Source organism: Burkholderia sp. 22313 (genome assembly GCF_052045245.1).
Classification (GTDB): Bacteria; Pseudomonadota; Gammaproteobacteria; order Burkholderiales; family Burkholderiaceae; genus Burkholderia.
Genome location: NZ_JBQEON010000018.1, coordinates 14,301 through 30,915, shown reverse-complemented (window position 1 = coordinate 30,915; position 16,615 = coordinate 14,301). Strand labels below are relative to the sequence as shown.

Genomic DNA, 16,615 nt, shown 5'->3' with positions numbered 1-16,615 from the left:
ATTGCCGGTTGTGTTTGTACGGCCGCGCCTTATGCTCCGGCTGCAAAGGCGCGGTCGTCCTCCTTACTTGCCAACGCTACCCAGCGTGCCCAGCAATCCCGTTACCGGCGCCAGGAGGCCCGTCGAGCTGCCCGACGATGCCGAACCCGACACACCGCCGACGAGCGACGTGACCGGTGCGAGCGGGCTCGACGAACCCCCGGATCCCGCTGCGCCGCCGACTGCTCCGGTGACAGTATTCAGCAAACCGGTGACGGGCGCGAGAGGGTTTGCACCGCCTGCGCCACCTGTTGCGCCGCCGAGCGTGCCGGTGATCGTCGAGACGAGGCCCGTGACCGGAGCGAGCGGGCTGCTGCCCGAGCCGCCCGTGGTGCCGCCGACCGCACCCGTGAGCGAACCGAGCGGCGTCGAACCGAGGCCGGACAGCAGGCCGCCGAGCGGGTTCGTCGAACTGGAGCCCGACGACGAGCCGTTCTGGACGGTTGCCGTCGAGCTGCCGACGAGGCTCGTGATCAGGCCGGGGATCGGTGCCGCGCCATTCGGGCCGTTCGGGTTCACGAGGCCGCCCGCGTTGGTCACGGTGTTGCCGACCGTGGTGACGAGCTGGCCGACGTCGCCAACGAGCGGCTGGTTCGACGTGCTTGCGACCTTCGTGCCTGCCGAGCTGATTGCGCCGCCGACCTGGCCGAGCAGGCCCGACACCGGTTGTCCGAGGCCGGTGGTCGTGCCGACCTGTTGCGTGACCTGGCCGGCGGTGATCACCAGCGGCGTGATCGCCGAGCTGAGCGGTTGCGTAACCTGCTGCACGGCACCCGACGACAGCGTCGAGCCGATCGTCGTGCCGGCAGCCGCCAGGCCGTTGGCGACCGTGTCGAGCACGGTGCCGACCGGCGTCGTGACGGGCGCGAGCGGCGCGAGCTGGCCCGTGCCGAGTGCCTTGACCGTCGAGCTCAGCCCCGACACGGTGTTGCTCGTCGCACCGACGACATTGCCGAGGCCGGCGACCGTCGTGCCGACCGGATCCTTGATCGTGCCGGTCTGTCCCAGCCCGTTGCTCAGCGCATCGGCGGCCGCGTTGATGATCGTGCCCGTGCTCGAGACGGTGCTGCCGACGCCCTTCGTCACGCCGTCACCGAGGCCCGGCACGCTGACGTTGCCGACCGTGCTGCCGAGATCGGTCGCAGTCTGGCCGAGCGTGCTGACGGCGCCGTTGGTGCCGGTGGGCGAGCCGCTGGTGCCGCTCGTGCCACTGGTACCGCTCGTGCCGCTGGAGCTGCCGCCGTTGTTGCTGGTTGGCGGCGTGCTGACGCTGTTGCCGCCGCAAGCAGCCAGCAGGCACGCTGCGGCGAAGGCGGTGAAGGGCACGCGCCACTGGCGCAGCGCGACCGTCGTGATGGAACGTTGCTGGGACATGATGGACTCCTCGCTGTCTTGTCGATGAATGAAGGTCGGGTTACTTGCCGTGCGTGCCGCCGAGCAGGCCGCCGATCAGCGACGTGACGGGCGAGAGCAGGTTCGAGCCCGAACCGGAACTCGTGACGGCACCCGTGCCGCCGCTCAGTGACGGTGCGCCGGCCGTGCTGGTGCCTGCGGGAATCGGAGCGGCAATGGGGTTGCCGCCGCCCGTTGCGCTGCCGAGTGCGCCGGTGACCGTCGAGACCAGGCCGGTGACCGGAGCGAGCGGGCCGCCGCTGCCGCCTGCTGCGCCGCTGAGGGCGCCGGTGACGGTGGACACGAGGCCGGTGACCGGAGCGAGCGGGCCGCCGCTGCCGCCCGTTGCGCCACCGAGTGCGCCGGTAACGGTGGACACGAGGCCGGTGACCGGAGCGAGCGGGCCGCTGCTGCCGCCCGTTGCACCGCCGAGTGCACCGGTAACGGTGGAGACGAGGCCGGTAACCGGAGCGAGCGGGCCGCCGCTGGTGCCGCCCGTTGCGCCGCCCAGCCCGCCAACGGTCGACAGGAGGCCCGTGAGCGGGGCGAGCGGGTTGGTCGCGCCGCCGCTGCCGCCCGTGAGCAGGCCGCCGACGGCCTTCACGGTATTGCCGGTCGACGAGACGGTGCCGCCGAGGCCGGTCGTGACGGGGTTGCCGCCGGTCGACGCGATGATCGCGCCCGCCTGGTTCAGACCGTTGCCGATCGTGCCGAGTAGCGTGTTGACCGGAGCGCCGAGGCCGGTGGCTGTCCCGACCGTCTGCGTCGTCTGGCCGACCATCGTCGTGATCGGCGTGATCGCCGAGCTGACCGTTTGCGTGATCTGCTGGATCGGGCCCGTCGACAGCACGTTGGACAGCGTGGTGCCGCCGTTCGATACCGCGTTGCCGACCTGCGTCACGAGGCCGCCGACGGCGCCCGTGACGGGGGCGAGCGGCGACAGCGGGCCGGCGCCGAGGCTCGTGACCAGATTGCCGGTCTGCGTGACCGCGCCGCCGAGCTGATTCACCACGCCGCCCGTGCTGGCGACCGTGACGCCAACCGGGTCTTTCGTCGCGCCGAGCTGGCCGAGGCCGTTGCCGAGGCCATTGCCGAGCGCCGTGACCGCGCCGCCGACGTGTTGCACGATGCCGCCTGCCGCCTGCGTCGTGCCTGGATTGACGCCGGGCAGCGATTGGCTCGCGACGACGCCGCCGAGGCTGGACACGGTTCCACCGAGATTCGTGATGGGGTTGCTGGTGCCTGCGAGGAGATTTCCCACCGGGTTCGCCGACACACCGGAGGTGCCGCTCGTGCCGCTGGACGTACCGCTGGACGTACCGCTGGACGTTCCACTCGACGTGCCGCTGGTGCTGCCGCTCGTCGATCCGCTGGTGCTACCCGACGTGCTGCCGCTCGTCGAGCCGGATGTGCCGCCCGAGGTCCCGCCCGAGGTCCCGCCGCCCGACGTGGAGATCGAGTCGCCGCTGCCCGAGCTCGAGCCGCCGCTGAAACCCTTGCTGATTGAACCGGAGCCGCCGCACGCGGAGAGGGAAAGCATGGCTGCCACGGTGGCCGCGATCATAGTCGTCCGGAGCGTGCCATGAGGGATAACCTGAATGTCCATTTCGTCCTCGCATTGAAACTGATGTGTTGTGTTGGGTGATGCGAGGATTACTCTGCAACTGTCGTGCCACGTCGATTGCGGACGGATCGAGGATTGGTTTTAAACGGAGCAATTCCTTGTCGGGAAAGGGATTTGTGGAAACTGAAAGATTGTTGAAAATGTTTAAGGGCAGTCAAATGAGAACGGTTTCGGCCGTTTCGTAACGTAACGTCACAACATTGGCGTTACGCGTGCGGCGTAACGTGGGGCTCAGGCGGGCCTGGCGGGCAGGTAGATTGTTTTACTGGTGGATTAGGTGTGCACATCTAACCTATCGTAAATCCTATGTGTAAGTCGTACCGAAACGCCGTACAAATACGTCGTGCTTCGGAAAGTTTTTACGATCCGGTCTTAAAAGAAGTTGGAGGTTAAATAGGATCGGATATAGAATCTGGAGCAGATGTAAGGAAATGTACAGTTCGGTACACAACGTTCGAGGAGGTCACTATCGCGAATGTTAACTTGCATCAAATCGTGATACATACCCCTCGGGGTGACATATAAAGAAAGCGCACCCGGTTGTCGTTACCGCAGATGTAGCGAACAGCGTGGGGCAAGGGCCGGATATGCGGGGATGTACAACGTATAAAAGGCCAAAAAATGTACATTTAGGCACGAGGAATTAAAAAATGAAAGCACTCATCAAGCGCTTCCTCAAGGAAGAAGACGGGGTTACCGCGATCGAGTATGGGCTGATTGCGGGTCTGATTGCAGCCTTGATCATTACCAGCGTGACGACCATCGGCACGAAGATCTCGGCTCTGTTCTCCACGATTGCCAGTTCGCTGCCCTGACCCTTGCAGTTCGTTGGGGCGAGCGAGTCGCGGTTGCGGCTCGCTCGCCGTTACATCGGCATGCGCAGTCGTTCACCGATATGGCACATCTCATCAGCACCAGCATTTTTTTTGCCTGGGCCGCTCTCGTTGCTGCCGGTGATATTCGATTTCGGCTCGTACGGAATTCGCTTGTCATCTGCGGGGGCACTGCTGCACTCGTCAGTTCACTGGTAAACGCAAATCCGTTTGGTATTTCGACAGGGCAGGCATTGATCGGCATGCTGGTCGGTTTGGTCAGTTTCTTCCCGCTTTTTGCGATGCGCGTCATGGGCGCGGCGGACGTCAAGGTATTCGCGGTTCTCGGCGCGTGGTGCGGTCTGCCGATATTGCTTTGGCTGTGGGTTATTGCCAGCCTTGCCGCCGGATTGCACGTGCTTGCGTTGATGCTGCTCACTCACACGCCGCTCGGCACGTTATGGGTGCGCGGATTGCCGGCAATGGCGCTCGGCGGACGACGCTCGACACCATACGCGGCGTGTCTCGTCATTGCCGCGGCAATTTGGCTGGGCTATCTGGTCGTTACCTGGAGCGGGCGATGAAACGACAGGATCGACCGGGCGTGCGCTTGCGGGAGCGAGGGGCGACTGCCGTCGAATTTGCGCTGGTATTTCCGCTCTTTTTCCTCATTCTGTACGCGATCGTGACGTTCGGGCTGATCTTCGCGGTTCAGCAGGGCCTGACGCTTGCCGCGACCGAAGGGGCGCGCTCGGCACTGAACTATGTGTACGAGGCCAACGGTTCGGGCACACAGGCGCTGGCGGACCGGGCGAGCGCAGCGAAGGCGACGGCTGTCGGCCTTACTTCTTGGCTGACCAATGTCCAGATCCCGACGCCGGTATCGGGCACATGCAGCTACGACCCGACGATGTATTGCGTGACGGTCACGGTGACCTATCCATACCAGGCGCATCCACTGGTTCCGTCTCTGCCGTTGCTGGGTCTCGTCACGCCGACGCAGCTTACCGGCACGGCCACCGTCCAGATCAATCCGGCAAGCATCCTATGAGCCGGACAGCACACACAGCGGGTCACATGCACGCAGCGGTGTCCTCGTTCGACCATAACTACATCAATCTACGGCACCGACATTCACCATGGCCAACAACTTGACGAAGATCATCGCCGGGCTGCTGATCGCAATCGCCGTCCTGCTCGGGATCTATGCATGGACGCTTGGTCGCGCGCCGGCCCATCCGCCGGTTGTGGCGATGTCGACCACCGCGGCGCAAACGGTGCCGATCGTCGTGGCGGCACGCTTGCTGCCGGCAGGCCAGCCGATTCCCGCCGATGCATTGAAGCTTGCACAGGTTTCCATGATGCCGACGGGCGGGTTCAGCGATCCGACGGTCCTGGTCGGTCGCGTGCCGGCGAACGACATTCTTGCCGCGGCACCGGTGGTCGAAGGCGGGTTGACCTCCGGACTGGCCGACCAGATTGCACTCGGTGAGCGCGCCGTCGCCGTGAAGGTCGACGAAACGAACGCGGTCGGCAACCGGTTGCGGCCCGGTAACTTCGTCGACGTGTTCCTGAATCTGCGACGTGACGGCTCCGGCGGCGCCCAGGCGAACATGGAGATCCCCGGTACGCAGGCACGTCTGCTGTTGTCGAAAGTTCGTGTGCTGTCGTTTGGCGACGCTACATCCGATCGGGACGGCGGCGGTGGTCCGAGCGGCGCGGTACGGACCGCGGTGCTCGCCGTGCCGACGGCACAGGTCGATGCGCTCACGCTTGCCGAGGCAAGCGGTCGTCTGACGCTCGCGCTGCGCAATCCGCGCGACACCGAAATCGCGACACAGACGGTCGCGGTTCATACGGCGGTCGGGGACGCGACGCCGTCGGCGCAGGCCGCGAGCGGCGTATGGCTGGACGACCTGTCGGGCGCGCGCGCGCGCGGTACGCCCCGCGCGCCGGTTGCCCCGCGCGCGCCGATCATGGCCCGGGGGAGCGGCAGCAGCATCGAAGTCATTCGTGGCGGGCATGCCGAAACGGTCGCCTATTGACATCAACGTACGATCATCGACAGCAGCTACGGAAGAGAGAAGGCCGCGCGACGGCCCCCGACACAATGACAAATAAACTGATTGCATACGCGATTGCCATTTGGGCCATGACCTTTGCGGTTCTGACGGAGGCTGCCGGCACGAACGCGTCGATTGACCTTGCGGTCGGCTCGCAACGGCAGATCGCTGCCGGCCGCACGCTGCAACGGATTGCGGTGGGCGATCCCGCCGTCGTCGACGTGCTGGTCATGAAGGGGAGCCATGCGGGGTCGGTGCTGCTGGTTGCAAAGGCACCGGGTTCGACGAACGTGTTGTTATGGGAACGGGGACGCGACGAGCCGACGGTGTGGAACGTCAATGTCGTCGATGCAGCGGCTCAGGCGGCACTGGATGGTTCGGGGCCGAAGGTCAAGGCATACGGCGGAGCTGCGGTCCTGTCGGGCGCCTCGGCTTCGCTTGATGCGCACGAACGTGCCGTGGCGGTCGGCAAACGAATGGGGGGCAAGGACGGCACGGTGATCGATGCGTCGACCGTCGGTAGCCGGAGCGTCGTGCAGGTCGACGTGCGCGTCGTCGAATTCAGCCGCTCGGTGCTGAAGGAGGCGGGGCTGAACTTCTTCAAGCAGAGCAACGGATTCGCGTTCGGCGCATTTTCGCCGGGTGGCCTTCAGTCCGTGACGGGCGGCGCGACGTCGGCATTCCAGGCGACGGCCGGCATTCCGATCGCGTCGGCGTTCAACCTGGTCGTGAATTCCGCCGGCCGCGGCATCTTCGGCAATATCTCGATTCTTGAAGCGAACAACCTGGCCCGCGTGCTTGCGCAGCCGACGCTGGTGGCGCTGTCGGGGCAAAGCGCGAGCTTTCTCGCCGGCGGTGAAATTCCGGTACCGGTGCCGCAGGCACTGGGCTCGACAGCGATCGACTGGAAGCAGTACGGCGTCGGTCTGACGCTGACGCCGACCGTGCTGAGCCAGCGGCGGATTGCGCTCAAGGTCGCACCCGAATCGAGCCAGCTCGACTTTCAGCATGGCGTCACGATCAACAGCGTGTCGGTGCCGGCCATCACGACCCGGCGCGCGGATACGACGGTCGAGCTGGGCGATGGCGAGAGCTTCGTGATCGGTGGTCTGATCGACCGCGAAACGATGTCGAACATCAGCAAGGTGCCGCTCCTGGGTGATCTGCCGATCATCGGTGCATTCTTCAAGTCGTTGAATTACCAGCAGAACGACAAGGAACTGGTGATCATCGTGACACCGCATCTGGTCGCACCGATCGCGAAGGGCGCACCGCTTCCGGCAACGCCGGGCGAGTTGTCCGAGCAGCGCGACGGGCCGGTCTGGCGTTCGTATCTTGGCGGTATCGCGTCGCCGGACGCCGCACCGGGATTTTCGAAATGACCGCACGGCGCCGCGTCGCGCGATACGGATTCGGGGGTATTCAACATGAACGCGAGAACCCTTTCATTGGCTGAGTCCGCCGTGACTGACTATTTTGTATGCGCATCCCGCCAGGACGAGCATCTCCGCTGGCTGGGGGATACGCTCGCCTCGGCCGGTACCGTGGAAGCGGTGTCGCTGGAGCCTGGCGCGCTGGCCCAGCGCATCGTGGGGCTGAACCCCGCGATCGTCTTCATCGATTTTTCCCGTGCCCAGGCCGAAGCAAGTGCTGCCGCGGCGGCAGTGCGCGTTGCGCACCCGAGCCTGCCGGTCGTCGCGCTCGGTACCCTGGCGGAACCGGAAAGCGCGCTCGCCGCGCTGCGGGCCGGGGTACGCGATTTCATCGACGTTTCCGGCAGTGCTGAAGACGCATTGCGTATCACGCGCGGGCTGCTCGAGCACGCCGGCGCGGAACCGGCCAATCGCCACGGCAAGCTGGTCGCGCTGCTCGGCGCGCGTGCCGGGATGGGCGTGAGTACGCTCGCATCGAACCTGGCCGTTCGGCTGCACAAGCGCGCGGCTGTCGGCAACGTCGCAGGCGATGCGCCCGCATTCGGTGTCGCCACACCGCATGCCCGGCAAACGGCGCTCGTCGATCTGGGCCTGCCGGCGGGCGATAGCGCGCTGTTCCTCAATACGCGTTGCGAATTCCACTTTGTCGAGGCCGTGCGCAACCTGCGCCGCATCGACAGGACATTCGTCAACACGGCCCTCGCACGACATGCGAGCGGCGTCGCGCTGACGACGTTGCCGCCGAACCTCGCCGATTTGCGCGACGTGTCGTATGCGGCTTGCGTCGGCCTGCTGAACCGGTTGCGCGCATTCTTCGATCAGCAGATCGTCGATCTGGGTGGCTTTACGAACCTGGAGTTCGTCGCGCAGATCGCAGCGGTTGCCGATGAGGCGTGGCTCGTCTGCGATCAAGGCGTTGCGTCGATCGTCTCCGCGGTCGATCTGCTGGAAGGGCTGCGCGATGCGGGGATCAACCTCGGCAAGATGCGTGTCGTCGTCAATCAGTACGACGCGGCGCTGAGCCTCACGCCGGCACAGATCGCGGACCGGCTCGGCATCGCGTTGCTGACGACGTTACCTTCTCGACGCGTGTCGATCGGGCAGGCGGCGAACCAGGGGCGACTCATTGTCGACATGGCCGAGCGCGATCCGTATGTGCGTGCGCTCGAGCCGCTCGCGGAGCGACTGGCAGGCACGGTGACGGCGGGAAAGAGCGCCGCTTCGGGACTGTCCGTACTCAAGCGTTTCATTCAACCTTCGTCCAAGCGTTCGTAAGCGATGGCACACGACATTCAATTTGCCGACGGCGCCGCGCCGTTCTCCCAGTCGCAACAGTTCCATGACATCAAGAATGCCGCGCACGAACACTTGCTGACGCGCATCGAGGAACTGGGGGCCGAATTCGGTCGCTGGTCGCGCCAGGCGATCAACCAGTTCGTGGATCTCGAGATCGACAGCTTCGTGCGTTTGCGGCGTATCCCGCTTAACGAGAACGAGGTCAGGGCGATTGCCGAGGCGCTGACCAAGGAGCTTGCCGGATTCGGGCCGATCGAGGATCTGCTCGCCGATCCGCATGTCGAGGACATCCTGATCAACGGCTACAACGATATCTACGTGTCGCGCCACGGGATCCTCGTCAAGCTGCCGATTCGCTTTACCGATAACGCACACCTGCTGCGTATCGTGCGGCGCATCCTTGCGCCGATAGGCCGGCGTCTGGACGAATCGAATCCGATGGTCGATGCGCGGCTGCCGGACGGCGGGCGTGTCAACGTGGTGATCGAGCCGCTGTCGATTGACGGGCCGGTGGTGTCGATCCGGAAATTCCGCAAGGATCCGCTCAAGCCGGCCGATCTGCTCGGCAACGGCACGTTCAATGCGGAGGTCGGCGCGCTGCTCGAGGCGGCGGTCGAGGCGCGCTGCAACATCCTCGTGTCGGGTGGCACGAGCTCGGGCAAGACTTCGCTGCTCAATGCGCTCGCATTCCACATTCCTGAGCCGGAACGTGTCGTGACGATCGAGGATACGGCCGAACTGTCGCTGAATCACCCGCATGTCGTGCGCCTCGAAAGCCGGCCCGGAGGCTTCGACGGGACCGGTGTCGTGTCGATTCGCGATTTGCTGCGCAATACGTTGCGGATGCGGCCGGACCGGATCATCGTCGGCGAAGTGCGCGGCGGCGAGGTGCTCGAGATGCTGCAGGCGATGAACACGGGTCACGACGGCTCGATGGGGACCGTGCATGCGAGTTCGCCGCGCGAATGCCTCTATCGTCTCGAGATGCTGGCCGGCTTCGCCGGGTTCCAGGGTACCGAGTCGAGCCTGCGCCGGCAGATCGCGAACGCGATCGACTTCATCGTGCAAATCGGCCGTCTGTCGAACGGGCGGCGCCGGATCCTGTCGATTACCGAGGTCACCGGACTGTCGGACAACATCATCGCGACGCAGGAACTGTATCGCTACGAGGCGCGTGTGACACCCGACGGCGAAGAGGTCGACGACTGGGAGTCGCTCGGCATTCATCCGCACTCGCCGAAGCTCGCCCGCTTCCGTCAGACGCTGAAGGGTGGTTTCGGCGGAAATGATGGCGGCTTCGGCGGCGGTGGCGGGTTCAGCGGCGGATTCGGCCGCGGCGGCGGGGGTTTCAATGTATAGCGTGCTGGCAATGGCGCTTTTGCTCGCTGCCGCCGCGCTGATGCTGTGGCGGCACGGCGAGATGAAACGCGATCGTGCCGACGTGCAGCGCTTCATCGACAGCCGGATCGAACCCGGTGCGCGCGCGGGCGGTGTGCCGCAGCGGGATATCCGGCCGGCGTCTGTCGCAGCGGCAGCGCCCGCCGCGGCACGCGTGTCGTCCGGCGTATCGGCTTCGCAATGGGGGCGCTGGCGTGCAGTCGCGACCGAGTATTTCGCCAACGTGGCAAGCCGTGCGGGAATCGAAGACGCGCGCGGCAAGGCGCTGCTTGCGCTGCTGGCGCTGGCCGGGGTCGCGTTCGCTGCAGGCAGCCGGGGCGGCTGGCTCGGCGGCATCGCCGCGCTCGTCTGCGGAGCAGCACTGCTCGTGTTCTGGCTGGTGTCGCGCATACATCGGCGGCGCCTGATGATCGTTCGTCAGTTGCCGTCGTTTCTGGACGGGATCGTGCGGCTGGTGACGCTGGGCAATAGTGTGCCGGCCGCGTTCCAGGCCGCGCTGCAGACGACCGAGGCGCCGTTGCGCGGATGCCTGGACCATGTGTCGAGGATGCTGCGCACGGGTGTCGAGATCGACCGCGCGATGATGCATATCGCGAGCGTCTACCACACCAAGGAATTCGAACTGGTCGGGTCGGTGCTGCGGCTGTCGGTGCGCTACGGCGGTCGCGCGGACATCATGCTCGACCGGATGTCGACGTTCATGCGCGACCTCGAACAGGCCGAGCGGGAACTGGAGGCGATGTCGTCGGAAACGCGTTTGTCCGCATGGGTGCTCGTCATGCTGCCAATCGCGATCGGCAGCTTCGTCATTGCGACCAATCCGCTCTATCTGCAGTCGATGTGGAACGACTACACCGGTCGCCAGTTGCTGGTCCTCGCCTTCATGCTGCAGGTCGCGGGCGGGATCTGGCTTTATCACATGGCCAAACTCAGGTGACGGCATGACAGCCAATCAACTTGGTTCGCTCGCACTGGTGCTTGGTGCGCTGGGCATCCTGTTGCTGGCGCTGCTCGCGATCCGCAGTGCGAATGCGCAATCGCGCAGCGGCCGGACGCTGACCGACGCGCTTGAGCGCCGGCTCGCAACGCTGGCGGCCGCAAGCGGACGGGCGGCGCAGGATACGGACGAGGCGTTGCGGAAAGATCGGGACGCGCGGCAGGCAACCGATCAGCCGTCGCGATTCGCGCAATTGCAGGCGCGTCTGTCGGCGCTCGGGATGCGCTGGCTGGATACCGGTATCGGTCGGCTTGTCGTTGCGGAAGAGGATCGGTTGCTGCTCGAACAGTGCGGCTTTGTCGATACGCGCACTCGCGGGTTGTTCCTGAGTGCGCGGATCGCCTGCTCGATCGTCATTCCGCTCGCCTATATCGGCGTGATCGGGTCGCGTGTGAGCGGCACGCAGTGGTGGCTCGGCGTGGGCATTTCGTTCATCGTCGGATTCATGGTGCCGAAGCTCTACCTGCGGCGCCGTGCCGCGAAGCGTCGGCAATCCGTCATCGACGAGTTGCCGCTGCTGGTCGACATGTTGCGCCTGCTGCAAGGGGTTGGCCTGTCGCTCGATCAGAGTATCCAGGTCGTCACGAACGACTTCAAAGGCATGATGCCCGTGCTGTCGTCGGAAATGGAGATCGCCCAACGGCAGTTCGCGGCGGGGCGAACGCGCGAGCAGTCGTTGCAGCGGTTGTCGTCTGGCTTTGAAAACGAGGATCTGCGTGCCATCGTGCGATTGCTGATCCAGGTCGACAAGCACGGCGGCGCGGTCCAGGAACCGCTCAAGCAGTTCGGCGAACGCTTGCGCGAGGCACGTCGTGCCATGCTGCGTGAGCGCATCGGTCGGTTGACGGTGAAGATGACGGGCGTGATGATCGTGACGCTTCTGCCCGCGCTGCTGATCGTGACGGCCGGCCCGGGGATGATCTCGGTGTTGCGTGCGCTGAGCCAAGCGCAGCACTGACGCAGGGAAGGGAAAGGACGGAAGATGAAACGCATCGATGAAATCGCGAAAGTAGCCGGCATGGTGGCGATGGCGAGTCTGCTCTGCGCGTGTTCGGCGTTCAAGGAAAGCGGGTATGGCGTCGGTCCGCAGGCCGAGCGAGCGGCATTGATGGACGCCGCGGCGCAGAAGCAGGCAGCACCCGACACGCCCGGCATGTATTTGGGCCTGATCGAGCGGATGCAGTCGCAAGGACTGTATTACGCGTCGCTCGCGCATATCGACGCATACGAGAAGCAGTACGGTGCGTCACCGCAGACCATCCTGCTGCGCGCCGATGCGTTGCGCATGACCGACCAGCCGGCCGCAAGCACGGTCGTCTATACGCAACTGCTCAACACGCCACTGGCCGCGCGCGGGTATCGCGGACTGGGGCTGATCGCCGGTGCGGCGGGCGATTTCCCGCGCGCCGCGCAAGCCTTGTCGCAGGCGACGGTGCTGGCACCGACCGATGCCGCGACGCTGTCGGATCTCGCTTACGCGAAACTGCGCAGCGGCGATGTCGAAGGCGCGCGCATCCCGCTGATGAAGGCGGCCGAACTCGATCAGAACAATCCCAAGATCATCAGCAACCTGGTGCTGTACCTGCTCGCGTCCGGTCGTACGCACGACGCGCAGCGCCTCATGACGCAGCAGAAGCTGTCGGCCGACATTCGCAACGACATCCGTGGCGACGCGATGAAAATCACGACGGCAGCGCGTGCGTGGCGCCGTGCGGCCTCTTCACCGGCCTCGGTCGCGACGGCGACGCCGACGCCGGTTGGCTCGGGCAGCGTGGTCAACGTGTCGGGTGCCGATGTCGCAAGGCGGCCGTCGCCAGTCGCAAACATTCAGGGATTCGATCCCACCGTGCCGCTGCTGCAGCGGTTCGCACAATGACAAAGCATTCGGGGGGAAGTGACATGTCGAACGACAAACGTTTCAATCGCCACCTGGCATGGCTGCATCGCGGCATCGCACTGGTTGCATTGATGGGGGCCGCGACGGCAGCCCATTGCGAGCAATCGACGGCGAGGGCATCGGAAATCGGCCATTCGACCGATGCGCTGCTCGCGCTGCAGCGCGACAACCGTGCGGCCGGACCGGCATTGCCGATGCTGGGTGATGCCGCGTCGCTCAGTTACCAGCGCTATCTCGATTCGTTCAAGCACAAGATTCCGGAGTCGATGGGGTCGCCGGTCAACTCGAACGGCAACGGCGGGTCCGGCGGACAGCATCCCATGCAATCGTATTGAGCGAGGCGGCAATGAGCGCGGCTCGCCATTCATCAAATCGCGTGACCGGACGAGGGCACGTCGCGCCGCGGCGCCAGCGCGGCGCGGTCGTCGTCATGGCATCCGTATGGATACTGCTGGCGATGGTGATTCTCGGTTCGGTCGACATCGGCAACGTGTTCCTGGCGCGTCGCGACATGCAGCGCGTCGCCGATCTCGCAGCACTCGCCGCGGTCCAGCGGCTGGATGATACGTGTGCGAACGTGACGAGCGTGGCCACGAACAACGCATCGACGAACGGCTTTTCCGTCGACGGCACCACGACGCTGTCGGCCGATTGCGGTTATTGGGCACCGACGGCAACCGGGACGTCGAGCAGTTTCTATACGTCGAAGACGTCGATCCCCAAGCTCACGCAGCTGAACGCGGTCCGGGTCACGATTTCCAAATCGATGCCGTATTTCTTCTTCGGACCGACGCGCACCGTGACCGCCACGTCGACCGCGAAGGCGACCAACATCGACACGTTCTCAATCGGTGCGACGCTGGCCGCCGTCGGCGGAGTCGGCTGCTCGGGTGTGCCGACCGGTAATCCCGGTCTTGTGAATGCACTGCTGGGCGCGTTGCTGCAAGGCCAGGGCGGTACGCCACTGACGCTCAATCTCGCGTCTTACCAGGGGCTCGCGTGCGCGAACGTCAAGCTCGGCGATATCGCCGTCGCACTGCAATCGCTGTCGGTCGGCAACGGGACCATAGGCGGGCTGGTCAATGCGCAGGCATCGGTCGGTACGCTGCTCAACGCGATGGTGGCGGCCGTCGGGAAGACCACCACGCTCGGCGCCACCCTGCAGTCGAGTGCGACCGGCGCACTGAACAACATCCTCAATCTGAGTCTGCTCAGCAATACCAACATCAACGTCGCGAAGCTGACCGGGCAGAGTGCCACGTCGCTGCTCACGCTCGGTCTCGCGAACGCGCAGGCGGCAGCCGACGCGACCGTCAACGTGCTCGATCTCGTGATGGCGATGGCGCAGATCTCGCAGAGCGGCAAGCCGGGCGTCGTGATCGGCGCCAACGTGCCGCTGACGCTGTCGAACGGCAACTCCGTTTCGATCGTGCAGTTGCAGGCGCAGGTCATCAGCCCGCCGACCATCGCGGTAGGCGAAGGCGGGAAGGTCGCGACCGGCGCATGGCGCACGGTCGCGACGAATGCGCAGATCGGCCTCTATCTTCTCGTCAACCTTGGGGTGAACCCGCTGCCGGTCGTGGCGTCCGCCAACGTTTACTTGCCGATCTACTTGCAGCTCGGTGCCGGCAGCGCAACGCTGTTGTCCACCAATTGCCTGACCTCGCCGAATTCGGCCACGATCAGCGCGCAACCGAGCGTCGCGAATCTCTGTATCGGCCAGCCACCACTCAGCGGCAACCTGCTCAACCTGCCGGCGACCTACAACTGCTCGACGCCCGCCAAGGTACTCGACGTGCTGGTGCTGGCTGGCGCGGTCGAGGTTTCCGCGACCGTTTCCAACGTGTCGGTGAATCTGGCAGGCAACACGGCGACCAATACGTTTTACGGACGGGGCGGAAGCGATCCGTCCTACTACTGGACCACCAACACGAATGCGCTGGGTTCGGCCGTGAGCAATGCCTTGGCTGGTCTGAGCTCGGCCACGATCACACCGAAGGTGGATCTGCTGTTCGGACTGGTCACCGTTACGGTCACACCGGATTTCATTCCAAAACTGCTGGACGTCCTGACCGGCGTTTTGAGCCCGCTGTTGAGCGCGCTGGACGGTATCATCGATCCGCTGCTGGATCTGCTGGGCGTCCAGCTCGGTGCCGCCACGGTACATCAAATGTCGCTGACCTGCGGCGCTGCGCAAACTGTCAGCAATTAGAGAAGCAAGACCACCCGATGAGAACCCCCCCCGCAATCGCAGAACTCGACCTGTACGTCTGGGAAGGCAAGGCGGACATCGTCGACCGCGTTGCCCGCTGCATGGCGAGCTTCGACGTCGAGGTGATCCGCGCCGACAATGCGGAGATCTCGCCCGAGCGCGCCGCGATGCGGCCGTCGCTCGCGATCATCAGCGTGACGATGATCGAAACCGGCGCGGCCTTCCTGCGCGACTGGCAGGCCAACATCGGCATGCCGGTCGTGTGGGTCGGTGCGGCACGCGATCACGACGCGTCGCAGTATCCGCCCGATTACTCGCACATCCTGCCGCTCGACTTCACCTGCGCCGAACTGCGCGGGATGATCGGCAAGCTCGTCACGCAACTGCGTGCGCACGCGGCCGAAACGCTGCAGCCGTCCGAACTGGTCGCGCACTCGGAGTCGATGCAGGCGCTGCTGCACGAAGTCGACACGTTCGCCGACTGCGATACCAACGTGCTGCTGCACGGCGAAACCGGCGTCGGCAAGGAGCGCATCGCGCAACTGCTGCACGACAAGCATTCGCGTTACCGCCAGGGCGAATTCGTACCGGTCAACTGCGGGGCGATTCCGGACGGCCTGTTCGAATCGTTGTTCTTCGGGCATGCGAAAGGCTCGTTCACCGGTGCGGTTGTTGCGCATAAAGGCTATTTCGAACAGGCGGCGGGCGGCACGCTGTTCCTCGACGAAGTCGGCGACTTGCCGTTGTACCAGCAGGTCAAGCTGCTGCGCGTGCTCGAGGACGGCGCGGTACTGCGGGTTGGCGCGACGACGCCGATCAAGGTCGATTTCCGTCTCGTCGCGGCCAGCAACAAGAAGCTGCCGCAGCTGGTGAAGGATGGCCTGTTCCGCGCGGATCTTTACTACCGGCTCGCGGTGATCGAGCTGAGCATTCCGTCGCTGGAAGAGCGCGGCGCGGTCGACAAGATCGCGCTGTTCAAGTCGTTCGTCGCGGAGGTGGTGGGCGACGAGCGGCTCGCGCAACTGTCCGACCTGCCTTACTGGCTCGCCGACGCGGTCGCGGACAGCTATTTCCCCGGCAACGTGCGCGAGTTGCGCAATCTTGCCGAGCGGGTCGGGGTGACGGTGCGGCAGACGGGCGGCTGGGATGCCGCGCGACTGCAGCGGCTGGTCGCGCATGCGCGCAATTCGGCGCAGCCGGTGCCGGTGGAGAGCGCGGCGGAAGTTTTCGTCGACCGCAGCAAGTGGGACATGAGCGAGCGCAGCCGCGTGATCGCGGCCCTCGATGCGAACGGTTGGCGACGCCAGGATACGGCGCAGCAGCTCGGCATCAGCCGCAAGGTCTTGTGGGAAAAGATGCGTAAATATCAGATATTCGACGAAGAGCCCGAGACCCGCGAAAGCGAGTAATTAATGAGATAAAATCGCGCTGAATTACAACGACACGGGCGGG

The 16,615-nt window shown here is 65.0% G+C and carries 15 protein-coding genes; 13 read left to right on the top strand and 2 right to left on the bottom strand.

All coding sequences use genetic code 11. The annotated features are described in order from the left end of the window. Positions 1 to 63 precede the first annotated feature (63 nt). Positions 64 to 1,413: a collagen-like triple helix repeat-containing protein gene (locus ACTJKF_RS16495; protein WP_440624578.1), complete on the bottom strand. Its 1,350-nt coding sequence runs from the start codon at positions 1,411 to 1,413 to the stop codon at positions 64 to 66. Between the two features lie 40 nt (positions 1,414 to 1,453). Beyond that, complete coding sequence (locus ACTJKF_RS16490; RefSeq protein ID WP_440624577.1) at positions 1,454 to 3,037, bottom strand: collagen-like triple helix repeat-containing protein; 1,584 nt, start codon at positions 3,035 to 3,037, stop codon at positions 1,454 to 1,456. 668 nt (positions 3,038 to 3,705) lie between these two features. On the opposite strand from ACTJKF_RS16490, the gene ACTJKF_RS16485 reads away from it, so the two are divergent. The 13 genes from ACTJKF_RS16485 to ACTJKF_RS16425 all read left to right on the top strand — a co-directional run bounded on the left by ACTJKF_RS16485 (position 3,706) and on the right by ACTJKF_RS16425 (position 16,572). Then, positions 3,706 to 3,870, top strand: coding sequence for a Flp family type IVb pilin (locus ACTJKF_RS16485; RefSeq protein WP_006753899.1), 165 nt, complete (start codon positions 3,706 to 3,708; stop codon positions 3,868 to 3,870). A gap of 80 nt (positions 3,871 to 3,950) precedes the next feature. Beyond that, positions 3,951 to 4,451: an A24 family peptidase gene (locus ACTJKF_RS16480; RefSeq protein WP_440624576.1), complete on the top strand. Its 501-nt coding sequence runs from the start codon at positions 3,951 to 3,953 to the stop codon at positions 4,449 to 4,451. Next, complete coding sequence (locus ACTJKF_RS16475) at positions 4,448 to 4,918, top strand: TadE/TadG family type IV pilus assembly protein (protein WP_440624575.1); 471 nt, start codon at positions 4,448 to 4,450, stop codon at positions 4,916 to 4,918. The genes ACTJKF_RS16480 and ACTJKF_RS16475 overlap by 4 nt, the downstream gene beginning before the upstream one ends. A gap of 88 nt (positions 4,919 to 5,006) precedes the next feature. Continuing rightward, complete coding sequence (gene cpaB / locus ACTJKF_RS16470) at positions 5,007 to 5,912, top strand: Flp pilus assembly protein CpaB (RefSeq protein ID WP_440624574.1); 906 nt, start codon at positions 5,007 to 5,009, stop codon at positions 5,910 to 5,912. A 65-nt stretch (positions 5,913 to 5,977) separates the two neighbouring features. Then, positions 5,978 to 7,312 carry a type II and III secretion system protein family protein gene (locus ACTJKF_RS16465; protein WP_440624661.1) on the top strand — a complete coding sequence of 445 codons (1,335 nt, stop codon included), beginning with the start codon at positions 5,978 to 5,980 and terminating at the stop codon, positions 7,310 to 7,312. Between the two features lie 45 nt (positions 7,313 to 7,357). After that, positions 7,358 to 8,638 (top strand): fimbrial protein, encoded by a 1,281-nt coding sequence (locus ACTJKF_RS16460; protein WP_440624573.1) that lies wholly within the window; start codon positions 7,358 to 7,360, stop codon positions 8,636 to 8,638. Between the two features lie 3 nt (positions 8,639 to 8,641). Continuing rightward, positions 8,642 to 10,018, top strand: coding sequence for a CpaF family protein (locus ACTJKF_RS16455; RefSeq protein WP_440624572.1), 1,377 nt, complete (start codon positions 8,642 to 8,644; stop codon positions 10,016 to 10,018). Then, positions 10,011 to 10,994 carry a type II secretion system F family protein gene (locus ACTJKF_RS16450; protein ID WP_440624571.1) on the top strand — a complete coding sequence of 328 codons (984 nt, stop codon included), beginning with the start codon at positions 10,011 to 10,013 and terminating at the stop codon, positions 10,992 to 10,994. Before ACTJKF_RS16455 ends, ACTJKF_RS16450 begins: the two co-directional genes overlap by 8 nt. Positions 10,995 to 10,998: 4 nt before the next feature. Then, positions 10,999 to 12,012: a type II secretion system F family protein gene (locus ACTJKF_RS16445; RefSeq protein WP_440624660.1), complete on the top strand. Its 1,014-nt coding sequence runs from the start codon at positions 10,999 to 11,001 to the stop codon at positions 12,010 to 12,012. 24 nt (positions 12,013 to 12,036) lie between these two features. Continuing rightward, the gene (locus ACTJKF_RS16440; RefSeq protein WP_440624570.1) at positions 12,037 to 12,930 is read left to right on the top strand and encodes a pilus assembly protein; all 894 of its coding nucleotides are present in this window, start codon (positions 12,037 to 12,039) and stop codon (positions 12,928 to 12,930) included. A 23-nt stretch (positions 12,931 to 12,953) separates the two neighbouring features. After that, positions 12,954 to 13,286, top strand: coding sequence for a DUF3613 domain-containing protein (locus tag ACTJKF_RS16435; RefSeq protein ID WP_440624569.1), 333 nt, complete (start codon positions 12,954 to 12,956; stop codon positions 13,284 to 13,286). Positions 13,287 to 13,297: 11 nt separating this feature from the next. Then, a complete protein-coding gene (locus ACTJKF_RS16430) occupies positions 13,298 to 15,163 on the top strand; it encodes a TadG family pilus assembly protein (RefSeq protein ID WP_440624568.1) in 1,866 nt (621 codons plus the stop codon). A gap of 17 nt (positions 15,164 to 15,180) precedes the next feature. Next, a complete protein-coding gene (locus ACTJKF_RS16425; RefSeq protein WP_440624567.1) occupies positions 15,181 to 16,572 on the top strand; it encodes a sigma 54-interacting transcriptional regulator in 1,392 nt (463 codons plus the stop codon). Positions 16,573 to 16,615: the final 43 nt, after the last annotated feature.

Coding starts and splice junctions, on each gene's coding strand:
- ACTJKF_RS16495 (WP_440624578.1), bottom strand. CDS start 1,413: ATGTCCCAGCAACGTTCCATCACGACGGTCGCGCTGCGCCAGTGGCGC.
- ACTJKF_RS16490 (WP_440624577.1), bottom strand. CDS start 3,037: ATGGACATTCAGGTTATCCCTCATGGCACGCTCCGGACGACTATGATC.
- ACTJKF_RS16485 (WP_006753899.1), top strand. CDS start 3,706: ATGAAAGCACTCATCAAGCGCTTCCTCAAGGAAGAAGACGGGGTTACC.
- ACTJKF_RS16480 (WP_440624576.1), top strand. CDS start 3,951: ATGGCACATCTCATCAGCACCAGCATTTTTTTTGCCTGGGCCGCTCTC.
- ACTJKF_RS16475 (WP_440624575.1), top strand. CDS start 4,448: ATGAAACGACAGGATCGACCGGGCGTGCGCTTGCGGGAGCGAGGGGCG.
- cpaB (WP_440624574.1), top strand. CDS start 5,007: ATGGCCAACAACTTGACGAAGATCATCGCCGGGCTGCTGATCGCAATC.
- ACTJKF_RS16465 (WP_440624661.1), top strand. CDS start 5,978: ATGACAAATAAACTGATTGCATACGCGATTGCCATTTGGGCCATGACC.
- ACTJKF_RS16460 (WP_440624573.1), top strand. CDS start 7,358: ATGAACGCGAGAACCCTTTCATTGGCTGAGTCCGCCGTGACTGACTAT.
- ACTJKF_RS16455 (WP_440624572.1), top strand. CDS start 8,642: ATGGCACACGACATTCAATTTGCCGACGGCGCCGCGCCGTTCTCCCAG.
- ACTJKF_RS16450 (WP_440624571.1), top strand. CDS start 10,011: ATGTATAGCGTGCTGGCAATGGCGCTTTTGCTCGCTGCCGCCGCGCTG.
- ACTJKF_RS16445 (WP_440624660.1), top strand. CDS start 10,999: ATGACAGCCAATCAACTTGGTTCGCTCGCACTGGTGCTTGGTGCGCTG.
- ACTJKF_RS16440 (WP_440624570.1), top strand. CDS start 12,037: ATGAAACGCATCGATGAAATCGCGAAAGTAGCCGGCATGGTGGCGATG.
- ACTJKF_RS16435 (WP_440624569.1), top strand. CDS start 12,954: ATGTCGAACGACAAACGTTTCAATCGCCACCTGGCATGGCTGCATCGC.
- ACTJKF_RS16430 (WP_440624568.1), top strand. CDS start 13,298: ATGAGCGCGGCTCGCCATTCATCAAATCGCGTGACCGGACGAGGGCAC.
- ACTJKF_RS16425 (WP_440624567.1), top strand. CDS start 15,181: ATGAGAACCCCCCCCGCAATCGCAGAACTCGACCTGTACGTCTGGGAA.